12 protein-coding genes are annotated in these 11,768 nt (G+C 64.0%); 9 read left to right on the top strand and 3 right to left on the bottom strand.

All coding sequences use genetic code 11. The features are described from left to right. Positions 1 to 3,156 (bottom strand): exodeoxyribonuclease V subunit gamma (gene recC, locus AC1DMG_RS06585; protein WP_477180328.1); only part of this gene is annotated, 3,156 nt, incomplete at its 3' end. Positions 3,157 to 3,580: 424 nt separating this feature from the next. Here recC and AC1DMG_RS06580 point away from each other — a divergent pair. Then, complete coding sequence (locus tag AC1DMG_RS06580) at positions 3,581 to 4,399, top strand: hypothetical protein (RefSeq protein ID WP_477176396.1); 819 nt, start codon at positions 3,581 to 3,583, stop codon at positions 4,397 to 4,399. A gap of 34 nt (positions 4,400 to 4,433) precedes the next feature. On the opposite strand, the gene AC1DMG_RS06575 is transcribed toward AC1DMG_RS06580, so the two are convergent. Next, on the bottom strand, positions 4,434 to 4,883 hold the full coding sequence (locus tag AC1DMG_RS06575; RefSeq protein ID WP_441603596.1) for a hypothetical protein: 450 nt from the start codon (positions 4,881 to 4,883) through the stop codon (positions 4,434 to 4,436). A 370-nt stretch (positions 4,884 to 5,253) separates the two neighbouring features. On the opposite strand from AC1DMG_RS06575, the gene AC1DMG_RS06570 reads away from it, so the two are divergent. The 3 genes from AC1DMG_RS06570 to AC1DMG_RS06560 all read left to right on the top strand — a co-directional run bounded on the left by AC1DMG_RS06570 (position 5,254) and on the right by AC1DMG_RS06560 (position 7,288). After that, the gene (locus AC1DMG_RS06570) at positions 5,254 to 5,634 is read left to right on the top strand and encodes a VOC family protein (RefSeq protein WP_477176397.1); all 381 of its coding nucleotides are present in this window, start codon (positions 5,254 to 5,256) and stop codon (positions 5,632 to 5,634) included. Between the two features lie 102 nt (positions 5,635 to 5,736). Then, positions 5,737 to 6,324: a hypothetical protein gene (locus AC1DMG_RS06565; RefSeq protein ID WP_477180327.1), complete on the top strand. Its 588-nt coding sequence runs from the start codon at positions 5,737 to 5,739 to the stop codon at positions 6,322 to 6,324. Between the two features lie 37 nt (positions 6,325 to 6,361). Beyond that, on the top strand, positions 6,362 to 7,288 hold the full coding sequence (locus AC1DMG_RS06560; RefSeq protein WP_477180326.1) for a M14 family metallopeptidase: 927 nt from the start codon (positions 6,362 to 6,364) through the stop codon (positions 7,286 to 7,288). A 70-nt stretch (positions 7,289 to 7,358) separates the two neighbouring features. Here the strand turns inward: AC1DMG_RS06560 and AC1DMG_RS06555 are convergent, their stop codons facing one another. After that, positions 7,359 to 7,817 (bottom strand): DUF1330 domain-containing protein, encoded by a 459-nt coding sequence (locus tag AC1DMG_RS06555; protein WP_477180325.1) that lies wholly within the window; start codon positions 7,815 to 7,817, stop codon positions 7,359 to 7,361. 146 nt (positions 7,818 to 7,963) lie between these two features. Here AC1DMG_RS06555 and AC1DMG_RS06550 point away from each other — a divergent pair, with 146 nt between their 5' ends. From AC1DMG_RS06550 to AC1DMG_RS06530, 5 genes are all read left to right on the top strand, one after another. Continuing rightward, positions 7,964 to 8,296 (top strand): autorepressor SdpR family transcription factor, encoded by a 333-nt coding sequence (locus AC1DMG_RS06550; RefSeq protein ID WP_477176400.1) that lies wholly within the window; start codon positions 7,964 to 7,966, stop codon positions 8,294 to 8,296. After that, the gene (locus AC1DMG_RS06545; protein WP_477180324.1) at positions 8,293 to 8,637 is read left to right on the top strand and encodes a hypothetical protein; all 345 of its coding nucleotides are present in this window, start codon (positions 8,293 to 8,295) and stop codon (positions 8,635 to 8,637) included. Before AC1DMG_RS06550 ends, AC1DMG_RS06545 begins: the two co-directional genes overlap by 4 nt. A gap of 67 nt (positions 8,638 to 8,704) precedes the next feature. Further along, a complete protein-coding gene (locus AC1DMG_RS06540; protein WP_477176408.1) occupies positions 8,705 to 9,028 on the top strand; it encodes a hypothetical protein in 324 nt (107 codons plus the stop codon). A gap of 509 nt (positions 9,029 to 9,537) precedes the next feature. Beyond that, complete coding sequence (locus AC1DMG_RS06535; protein ID WP_477176409.1) at positions 9,538 to 10,068, top strand: FHA domain-containing protein; 531 nt, start codon at positions 9,538 to 9,540, stop codon at positions 10,066 to 10,068. After that, complete coding sequence (locus tag AC1DMG_RS06530; RefSeq protein ID WP_477176410.1) at positions 10,065 to 11,768, top strand: protein kinase domain-containing protein; 1,704 nt, start codon at positions 10,065 to 10,067, stop codon at positions 11,766 to 11,768. Before AC1DMG_RS06535 ends, AC1DMG_RS06530 begins: the two co-directional genes overlap by 4 nt.

The raw sequence follows: 11,768 nt of genomic DNA, 5'->3' as shown, positions 1-11,768 counted from the left end.
CATCAACAGCGTGGCGTCCACGCCGATGATGCGGGTGTGCAGGCGCAGGCCGAGCGCGTGCGCCACCACATGGATCACCCAGGCGGAAATGGTCTTGTCGTAGCGGATGTCGCCTTTCTGCAGCAATTTGCCGGTCACCAGCTCCAGTCGCGTGTAGCCGCCATGCCCGTCTTGTCGCAGATCCGACAGCCAGTCTTCGAGTCGCACGCCATGCGCCTCGTGCAGCACCTCGATCTTTTCGTCCACCAGCGGCCGTTGCTCGCAGGCAGCCAGCCAGCGCGACGCGAGATCGCCGCTTTCGCGCGTGAGCGCGTCGCGCGCCAACTCGCCGAAGCCGCCCGGCGGCAGGTCGCCCTGATCCACCAGTTGCCTGGTGGCGACGTCGACGGCGGCGCGCACGTCGGAAGCCGCCATCGCACTGCGCAGCACGCTGGTCATCGCAACATGGCGTTCCAGCGCATCCAGGCCGAACGGCTCATCGTCCATCGTTTCTTCGTCGCGCACGGCGAAGTGCACTTTCAGGCGGTGATTGAAGAAGTGGCGAACGGGGCGCGCCACGAAACTCTGCAACAAACCGATGCTGATGGCGGCATCCGGCTGCCAGGGGGCGAGCGCTGCATGGATCGCCTCGTCGTGACCACGATGAGCCTGGCGCCATTCGCGTGCATAGGTGAACAGGCGCGCATCCGCGTCGGCGCTGAAATAACGACGGCTGAAGGGCTGCAGCGGATGAATCGTGGTCATGGCTTCGAGCAGGCGCTCGCCAGCGTGATCATCGCTGGCGTCATCGCCGTCRCCACACCAACCGGCGGCCACGTAGTCGCGCAGCTGGCCGACCAGGACGGATGGCGGCAGCACGCTGTTGTCGCGCACGTTGCGCCCCACCCAGCTGACGTAAAGCGCGTCGCGCGCGGAGGCCAGCGCCTCGAGGAACAGATAGCGATCGTCTTCGCGTCGCGAACGATCGCCCGGACGCGCATGGCCGGGTTGGGCCATCAGATCGAAATCGGCGGGCGCCTGGCGTCGGGGATAGTCGCCATCGTTCATGCCGAGCAGGCACACCACGCGGAACGGGATCGCGCGCATCGGCATCAGCGTGCAGAAGCTCACCGCGCCGCCCATGAAACGTTGCGAGAGGCGGCTTTCGTCCATCGATGCCAGCCAATGCTCGCGCACGATGTTCAGTGGCAGCGGAAGGCTGAATTGTGCGTCCTCGCAGGCCTGTCGCCATTCGTCCAGCGCATCGTTCAAGCGCGTGAGCCGGTCGCTGTCGGAGGGATCGTCCGCATCGAAGAAATCGATCAGCAACTGCTGCAGGCACTGGTGCCACTGGCCCGGCGTCGCCGGTTCGCGCATGCGCGCCCAGCAGCGCTCGAGCTGATCGAGCAGCAGTGTGAGCGGGCCGATCAGCGCGGCATCGAGACCGCCCACCTCGCCATACGGCGCAATGCCGTGCCACGTATCGCCTTCACCGACGGCGTAACCGAGCAGCATGCGGCGCAGGCCGAAGCGCCAGGTGTTCTGCTCCACGCCAGGCAGTTCGAGACTCTGCTTTTGTTCGCGATCCAGCCCCCAGCGTATGCCCGCGCCTTCGATCCAGCGGCGCAACGTGGGGAGTCCGTTGTCGTCGATGTCGAAGCGTGCACGCAGTGCGGGGACGTCGAGCAGGTCGAGCAAATCGCTGACGGTAAAACGCGATTCGGGCAGCGACAGCAAATGTTCCAGCGCCACCATCAACGGCACGGCGCCACGCGACGGCTGGTCGGCAACGGAGAACGGCAGATAGCGCGCATCGTCGGCCGGCAGGCGGCCGAACACGGCCTGCACATGCGGCGCATAGGTCTGGATATCCGGCACCATCACGATCACGTCGCGCGGTGACAGTGGCTCGCCGCGTCGCGCTGCGTCTTCGAACATCGCCAGCAGCTGGTCGTGCAGGATCTCCACTTCGCGCTGCGGGTTATGCGCGATGTGGAAGCGCAGCGACATGTCGTCGTGCCGCCATGGCTTGCGTTGCGCTGCATCGGCCGGCAGCGGATCGAGATCCAGAATCGCTTGCTGCATCTGGCGCAACAGCGTGCTGCCGTCGGTATCGGCGAACAGGTCGATGCTGCGGTTCCACGCGGCGAACTGGTTGCGATAGCCCTCGGGGCGATCGAACGCGTCCAGCAGGCGGATGTAATCGCGCCCTTGCCGGCCCCACGCCGCCAGCAACGGGTTGGCGTGCAGGTGGAGATCTTCGAAGCGCGGTTCATCCGGCAGGCCGGGCTTGAGGCCGTGGCGACGCTGGCTGGCCTTGAGCAGCTCGCGATCCTCGATGATGTCGGCCCAGTAGTGCCGGCAGGGATTGGCCACCAGCAGCATGACCTGGCAGTGGCGCGATAACGCGGTGAGCGCTTCCAGCGTCTGCTGCGGCAGCGAGGAGATGCCGAACACCACGATGCGTCGCGGCAGCGTGGCGGGGCGGGTCGTCATGCCGGCGATGCGTTCGATAAAGGCCTGATGCACGGCGGCGCGATGGTTGTGGCGCTCATCGCCGACGTCATCGAGCAGCAGCTGCCACAGCCGCGCCTGCCAGCGCTGATCGGCGGGCAGCGGCGTGTGCTTGCCGCGCAGCTCGTCGCGCAGTTCGTAGCGGCCGTGCTCCCAGTCGGTGAGCCAGTCCGCGCGATACACCTGGTACTGATCGAACAGGTCGGCCACGCGCTCGGCCAGCTGGTAGCGCTTGCGTTCGTCCGGGTCGTCGCGGAGAAAATCGCGCAGCGGCGCGAAGTCGGCTTCGTGCAGGTGCGCGGGCAGCAGGCGCAGCAGGCGCCAGCTCAGCCGTGATTTGTCGAACGGCGAGGTGGTGGCGACCGCGTCGCGCCCCAGCACGCTGCGATAGGCGGCCCACAGGAAGCGGCCGGGCAGTTGCACGTCGATGGCGGCGCTGATGCCCAGCCCGCCAGCATCGGCCGGCCGCGCCAGCGCCCACTTGAGCCACTGCGCGATGCCGTTGCTCTGCACCAGCATCAGCTCGTCTTCCAGTGGGCGCAGCGGCGCGCGCGCCAGCCACGCGGTCAGCAGGTCGCGCAGATCCTCCATGCGGTTGCCATGGATGACCATCAGGCCCGGCTGGATCGGGCTCTCCAGGGGCAGCTCGAGGGTGTGGCTCACATCAGGCAATGGGGCGACTCGCTCATGGATGCATTCTCGCTGAGGCGGCGACGGATGTCCCGCATGATCGGGCCGGGCTGTCGCAGATGGCGAGAGGTGGTGGGGCCCGCGCAGGCCTGCTTGCGTCGGCGCACGGGGTGACGATCAAGCTTGGCGGCCGCACCAGCTGTGGTGCTGGTGGCACTCCCAGTGCGTGCTTCGTCACGCGGGGCAGATGCCAGAGGACATGACATCTGAAATGCGATTGGACGCAAGAAAGCGCAGGACGGCGATCGCCACAATGCGCGCGCCTCGTCGTGATGGTGCGCGGATGTGTGCCTAGGAACATATGTCTGACATCACGCGACGAGGCACCGCCGTCCGCGCCTTCATGCGCCGAGGCACCGCGTAAGCGCAAGAAAATACTTCGCTTTTTCGTCATCCCGTGGATGCCCTGCAACGTTACGATGTGCCGTTCGTCGAACGACACATCACTACCGAGGGCAGCACCATGCAGGGATGGCAAAACAAGATCTGGGCGATGACGCTGGTCGCGCTGATGGCATCCATGGCGTCGCCGGTCGGCGCGCAGACCAGTGCTGCGAGCACCGCCGATACGGACACGCCGCCCACCGACGCCGATCTGGCCAACGCACGCTGCGTGTCCGGCGAAGAGAAATTCCTGCCCGGCGACTATTACTACTGCCTGGGTTCGCAGAACTTTGGCCTGGGGCATTACGAGATCTCGCAGCGCTTCTTCACCACGGCGGCCAGCTGGGCCAGCAAGCCGGCGCAGTACGTGCTGGGCATCATGGCGCTCAATGGCGATCACCAGCCGGTGAATCGGCCCTTGGGACTGGCCTGGCTGGCGCTGGCCTCGGAGCGACCAAACTCCAACTTCCAGCAGGCGCACGACACGGCCTGGAAGAGTGCGACGGACGTGGAGCGCAAGGCGGCCGAGCAGGAGCTTGCCAAGCTGCGCCCGGTGTATGGCGACGCCACCGCCGGGCCGCGCGCCGAGCGCCGCTATGCCGATGGCATGGCCATGCTTAATCGCTTGACCAATCAGGGGGCGAAGTACTGCATGGCAGGCATGAACGATCCGTCCAGGCCCAACGCCGATGCGAGCGCCTGCCCGCCGGTGCAGATGGTGATGAAGATGGTGGACACCGCGGCCATCAATGTTTTCGATGGCTGGTCCGGTCATGTCACGGTGGGTCCGCTGGAGCAGGCCGCGCCGCCGGCAGCCGCCGGCAAGAACTAAATCGCGCTTGCTGCGGGAGGCGAGGGCGCGTGCCTCAGTTGTGCGCGTCCATCGCCCAGGTGTTGGCGAGGCTGGTGATGTCGGCCAGATTCATCGAGTGCTCCGCACGTTCCAGCGCGCTGCAGGCCGACTCGGCGGCATAGCGCATCAGGTAAGCCAGGTGTGCGCGGTATTGCGAGCCGATGCCGTGCGCGCGGATCATGCCGGCCGCTTCGGCCAGGCATTCCAGGTCGCTATAGGCACGGTCCAGGTCGCTGCTGCTGGAGCACTGCACGAAGGCCGTCGCGCCATCGGGATCGCGCGAGCGCAGGCTCACCACGTCTTCCACCAGTCGAGCCGCCTGGCGTGCCGCAAACACCAGCACGTCGGCTGCCGCATGCGACAGCTCGCTGTCGGAAACGGCGCGATCGGTCAGCTCCACGAGGCTACGAGTGACAACAAGCAGTTGGGCCACGGGACGGCCCGCAGCATCGCTATGAGTCATGGTTCCGGTTCCCCTCCGGAGTGGTGATCCGGACATTGTCCACGGTGTCGTGACATTTGTGTACATGAGCAGGGTAGGAATTTGTGACCCCTGACACAGTCGGCGCGGCGATTTGCCCCCATCACTGCCCGGCAGCGCATGCTCCGGTTACGCTATGCCACTGAAAATACTGGGCCTCCGGGTTTAGTGGGAGAGTGAGTACGCGCTGGCATCCGACAAAAGGCCTAGTCGCTGTCCATGTCCAATTTTTGCCGGTTGTCCAAGCCCTTTGGCTATGTCATCGCGTTCCGCCGGGGCTTTATCCTCAGCGATGCACGTCCACCCGGCAGAACCCTCGCACGCCGTTGGAACCGTATGGAGGAGGACGCTTATGCACTACTCCCGTCTTTGTGCCTTGCTCATCGATTGCCACACGCCGGATGTCGACGAGGCGGCACAGTTCTGGGCGCAAGCCTTGGGGCGCCCGATCGACCTTGGTCATCCCGGCAGCCGTGGCAACTACCGCATGCTGGAGACGCCGCCTGACGAAGCCATCGTGCAGATCCAGCGCGTGGCGCACCAGAGCCGCGTCCACCTCGACATCGAAACCGATGACATTCCCGCCGAAGTGGCACGTCTGGAAAAGCTGGGCGCTCACGTGGTGGATCGCCTCGAACGTTGGGTGGTGATGCAGGCGCCGACGGGGCAGCGCTTCTGCGTGGTGCGCGTGCAACGTCCAGGATTTCCCAAGAACGCGAACCAATGGGAGTGACGTGCGCTGATCGCTTCGATTGAGCGTCGTTGACAACCCTCCGCATTCGGCCCAGGCGGAGATCGAACGGGCACCGGGCCACCATGGCAGAAGGACTCTCTTATGAATGGTTTCCGCGTTGTGTTGATCGCTGCGCTTGCGGCCTGCATTGCTGCTGCGGCCCTACCCGTGCAGGCCAAGCAGGACACGCCCAATGCCAGCCAGGCCAAACCCAATCTCGCCGGCCTGCACGATTTTGATTTTCTGGTGGGCAATTGGCGCGGCCATCATCGCAAGCTCAAGGAAAAGCTCGCCAACAGTCATGACTGGGACGAGTTCGACGGCACGCTCAGCATGCGCCCGCTGATGGACGGCTATGCCAATGTCGACGACAACGTGTTCAACACGCCCAAGGGCACCTACCGCGGCGTCGGCCTGCGTTCCTATGATCCCAAGACCGCGCAGTGGGCCATCTGGTGGCTGGACGGACGCGATCCGTTCGGACAACTCGATCCGCCGGTGAAGGGACATTTCGAGCACGGCGTCGGCACGTTCTACGCKACCGACACGCTGCGCGGCAAACCCATACGCGTGGGCTTCGTGTGGTCCGGGATCACACCGACCACGGCGCACTGGGAACAGGCTTATTCGGCCGACGACGGCAAGACCTGGGAGGTCAACTGGATCATGGATTTCACGCGGGTGCCGTGATGCTAAAGTGCGGCGCATCCACCACGACGGCATCAGCATGAGCACCCAGCATTTCTATCCCATCGGTACACCCGGACAGGCCTGGGGCGCGGCAGAACGTGCAGCGTGGCTGGCACGCCAGAGCAAGCAGCGCAGTTACGCGGATGATGTGGTGAGGGTTCTCGAGCGCCTGCGCGAGWCGTTCGACGTGGTGGAGTACGGGGCGCTGGATTACGGCTCCGAACACTATCCGCTGCTGGCTGTACGCAGCCGTGACTGGCGTGAGGATCTGCCGGTGTTGCTGGTCACGGGCGGCGTGCATGGCTACGAGACGAGCGGCGTGCATGGCGCGCTGCAGTTCCTGCAGCAGCATGGTCGCGACTATGCCGCTCGGGCGAATTTGTTGGTGGTGCCTTGTGTGAGTCCGTGGGCCTACGAGCGCATTCATCGCTGGAATCCCGAGGCGCTCGATCCCAATCGCAATTTCCGCAAGCACAGCCCCGCCGGCGAATCGGCGGCGCTGGTTGATCTGCTGGAGCCACTGCGCGATCGCGCGCTGATGCATATCGATTTGCACGAAACCACCGATTCGGACGAGTCGGAATTTCGCCCGGCGTTGGCATCGCGCGATGGCAAGCCGTTCGAGCCTGGTGAAGTGCCTGACGGTTTCTATCTGGTCGACGACACCGATCGTCCTCAGCCCGAGTTCCAGCAGTTCGTCATCGAAGCGGTCGCCAAGGTGACGCACATTGCCGACGCCGATGCACGCGGCGAGATCATCGGATCGCCGTTGCTGATGCCGGGCGTGATCAAGTTTCCGGTGAAGCAGTGGAGCCTGTGCGCAGGCATCACCAACGCGCGCTATGCGACCACTACCGAGGTCTATCCCGACAGCCCGCGCGCCACGCCGCAGCAATGCAACGATGCGCAGGTGGCGGCCGTGCGCGCGGCGATCGACTATGCGTTGAGCCATCGCGTCGACTGAGCGGCTGCCACGCTGACGAGGCGTGGCCCATCGCAGTGCAATGATTTCGTGGTGAGCGCCGAGGCGCTGCTCATCCCTCGGCCTGCAAAGGCGGAGGCGTCATGTCGGACAGCGGAAGCAAGCGCGAATCTTCGATAGCCGCCGTGCGATGTCCCAAGCCGGACAAATAGGCCTCGTGCGTCGCAAAGGCCAGAAAGGATTCGACGCTGCGTTGCCGAATAAGCATGGCCATGTCCCAGCGCTCGTCCGGCGGTCCAATGAGAAAGTCACCGCCCTTGCCGAGGAACTCGATGTTTCCTCCGGATTGGAGCAAATAGGGCAGGGTGTGCTCGATATAACGCTGAAAGGCGGCCTTGCCGGTAATCGGCGATGGCGGCRCCAGTTCCGGTGTAGCGGCGTAGTCCGCGACTTCGCGGAAACGCAGAAGATTGAGCATCACTACCTGGCCTTCCAGCTGCCGCATGACGAAGGCGCGGCCGGCATCTTGCGTGGGTTCCAGATAGCGCGTGAGCTGTTCGGGCGACGTCATGTCGCTGACTCCTGATGGGAACGCGACGGTGCGCGTCGGCGAGCAAATATACCCGGGTATATTTGTCCGGATCAATAGTACCCGGGTAAAACATAGGCCGAATGCCAGCACTTGCACTATTTCGATATTTGGCTAAATATCTACGAATGAACAGCGTCTTCAAGGCCCTCGCCGATCCCACCCGCCGCAAGGTGCTGGAATTGCTCCGTCAGCGTCCGATGACCGCCGGGGAGCTATCGGACCATTTCCCGGTGTCTCGACCGACCATGTCGGCGCATTTTGCGGTGCTGCGCGAGGCTGACCTGGTCGAGGCCAACAAGATCGGCACCAGCATCACCTACCAGTTGAAGTTGTCGGTACTGGAGGACGCGCTGCTGGGCTTCACCCAGCTGTTCGGCATCGGCGCCGCAGAGCCCACGCCAGCAAGTGCTGCTGGCGTGGCCGAGCACAAACCCACTCGAGAAGGAGCCGACGAATGAGCGAGAACTCCCAACTTCAGCGCGCGAAAAAAGAAATCCTGTTCGGACTCAAGCTCGCAGCCGTGATGATCGGCGGTGCGCTGTTGCTCACCCTGGCCCGCAAGCAAGGGTGGATCGACGCAGAGCAAGTCGTGCGTGGCAACAACGTCATCAAGCGCCAACGATTCACCGCAGAGTTCAAGCGCGAAGCGGTCCGGCTTCTGGACGCAGGGGAGAAACCTGCCTCGGAAGGGAGCTACGGGAAAACCTCTTTGCTTCCTCGTTCCAAGCGTCCCGTTTCGTGTGCTGTCCGAACGACTGCTCTGATATGTTCGACTCAAATGTCCGTTTCGACCCGTTGAGGTCGCAACCAGAAGCAGGCATCAGCGACCTGCTGAAGTTCGGCACGTCGGGTAAAAAGGGGAACTGATGAACTTGACTGCTGCCATGACGTTGGGCTTCGCGGCGATCGTCAGCCGGTGGTACTTGATGCTGGTTGCAGGGAGGGCTCGGGGCGGCATCTCCAAGGCCCATCCGGAATTTGCTGCTGCGCTCTATGCCTCGCGCATGGATGTGGTCTTGTACGGCATCGGTCCGCTCAACTGGAAGCCCTTATTTCGTAGTCCCGTCCCCGGGGACATTGAGGCGACGGTAAAGCGACTGAGGTGGGCGGTGCTGACTGCCAGTGCACTTGGTCTGGCGACTCTTGTTTATGCGCCCGCTACGTTCTTGTATCTAGCCAGGGGCGGCTAGCGGACGTCCGCTTCCATCCTCAAATCGATCTGACGCAACGACGAGGATGGACAAGCGCAGTGCTTGATTCCTGGGCACGCGACTCTGCGTACGCCATACCGGATTTCGAACAAACCCCACGGATGGACTATTCAGGCCTACGTAGAACGACTGGCCAGTAGGCGGTCGGGCGAGGGCGGAGAACTATCCCGGCGCAACCGACGTGTCGCCCATTGCGGGCGTTCCCGATCACGGGGGGCGCAGGCAAGGCGGCGGGAATCGCGAGGCAATCGACCACCGGTTCATCAAAATAGGCGGTGCCGATTGGCCCCTTTCATGCGTTGTGATGAGCTTCTCGTTACCCGAATACTTGGTGGTACGAGAGTGTCGGTGGTTGTTGGCGGGTTGGTCCCTTTTCTGTGTCAGCCTCGCGAAAGGGCCGCTTTGGCGCGAATGAGCAGTCAAGTTTGCGCAGGAACGACCGATGGCTTGGCTATGATGGACTGATTGACTTCACCCCTGGGCGCTTGATGGAAAACCGTAGCTACAGTTCATTGCCGGCCACCGGGAAACGCTCATCGGGCCCCCAGGGGACGCGGCTTTTTTCCGCTGACGAGCTGAGCCGGCTCGCCGTCGAGGCAGGCTTTGCGTCCGATGGCGGCGTCAGCGTCCACGAGCCCGTGCTCGAAGGCACCAGTGCGGCGCTCAAGGGGCGTCGCTTTACGTTGCGAGCTGGTCGGCAAACCATCGGGCGGGGCGGCGAGAACGATATCGTCATCTGCGACCCGAGCGTTTCTTCGACCCATGCGTGGGTGATGAACCAGCAAGGCCATTACGTGGTGATGAACACGCTCTCCACCAATGGCACGTTCGTCAACAACAAGCGTGTGCACGAAGCCACCATCCGGCATGGCGATCGCATTCGTTTTGGACAGTCGGAGTTTGTGTTTCTGACGCGGGAGCCTGGCGCGTCCAGGCTCGGTCCCGTCGGACGGTTCGCGCTGGCCGTGGTGGTGCTGGCGGCGCTGGGCGGTGCGGCCTGGTGGTTGTTGAGCGCATGAGTACGGTCGAGCGCATGCGACCGCGCTCCATCGGGCGCTACCGGATCGACGGTGTGCTCGGCGAGGGCGCGATGGCGGTGGTGTACGCCGGTTTTGATCCCGGCATCGACCGGCCGGTGGCGATCAAATGCCTGCATCGCAATGTGGCGACTGACCCGAGATTGATGGTTCGGTTCTTGCGGGAGGCGCGCGCATCCGGCCACCTGGTGCATCCCAATATCGTCACGATCTTTGATACCGGCGAAACGGACGACGGCCGCAAATACATCGCGATGGAAAGGCTTTCGGGCGAGACGCTGGCAAGCCGCGTCGCGCAAGAAGGATTGCCGCCGCTGGCGGTGATCATCGAGCTGGCGTCACAAGTGGCATCGGCGCTGGACTATGCGCACGGGCAGGGCGTCATCCATCACGACGTCAAGCCTGAGAACATCATGCTCTCGGAGAATTGGCATTGCGCCAAGCTCAGTGACTTTGGCATCGCCGAGCGCAGACCCGTCAACAGCATCAGGCAAGGCCAGGCCAGGCAGATCGGCGGTACGCCCGCCTATATGGCGCCGGAACGCTTGCGTGGCGAGCGTGCCGATGCACGCAGCGACCTTTTTTCGCTTGGCGTCGTGCTGTACTGGCTGCTCACCGGCAAATTGCCATGGCCGGAAACCGACGATCTCAAGCGCCTGATCAGGGAGCGGCAGCGTCAGCCATTACCTGCGATGGTRCCCGTCGATCCGACGATACCGTCGATGCTCGCGGGCATCGTGCGGACTCTGCTCGCGCCGGCGCCCGAGGCGCGTTACCAGAGCGGCGCCGAAGTCATCAACGATCTGCGGTTGGCGCGCCGGGAGCACGAGCGATCGCATGAGTCGCCGCTGGCCACGCGCATCATCTCGCTGCGCCTGCGTTGGATTGGCGCCCTGGGCGCCACGCTATGCCTGGTGCTGCTGCTGGGCCTGGCGGTGATCTATGCCAAGCAGCATGGCGCGGTAACGGGGCTCGCCACCGACTTTGGCGGTTCGCTGGGTCGCATGGTCGCAAGTGAGGCAGCCGAGAACCTGTTGCTGGGCGATGACCCCGCCACCCGGGCCCTGGTGCAGGACATCGCAAACAACCAGCAGATCCAATACCTCGCCATTGCCAATCGAGAGGGCGCGGTGGTGGCGAGCACGCAACCGGGGGATGTCGGCAGGACATTGCCCAAGCTCGATGCCGAAAAGCAGACCTTGGCCGGCGAGGTGGAACGTTACGTTGGCCGCGTCGATGCAGACTCCCATGGCGATGACTTGCTGTTGTTCGACGTGCCTATTCGTTATCAGGCCAAGGCCGTCGGCGAATTGCGCCTGGGCGTCAGCAAGGCGCCCCTGCTCGAGGCCGAGCGCACGACGTTCTGGGTCATCGTGGGGGTGCTCGTCATCACCTTGATGGCGCTGGTTGGCGCGGCTTATTGGCTGTTCCGACAGCCGCTGGCCTTGCTTGGCATGCTGGGGGATTCCCTGGTGCAGGTTGGCCGCGGCGACTTCAGCCAGCGCATCCGCCTGGTTCGCCACGATGAACTGGGTCGCCTGTTCGTCGCCTTCAATCAGATGAGCAGTGCCCTGGAGGCGCGGCATCGCAACGATGCTTCGGCATCCCCTGCCGTCGCGGCAAGTCCGGCGAGGCAGCCAACGGTGGTCATGTCGCCGTCAGCGGCCAAAGAGGATCGATAG

Source organism: Dyella sp. 01N36 (assembly GCF_056399745.1).
The sequence above is the reverse complement of the archived record's forward strand: the minus strand, read 5'-3'. Positions and strand labels throughout refer to the sequence as shown.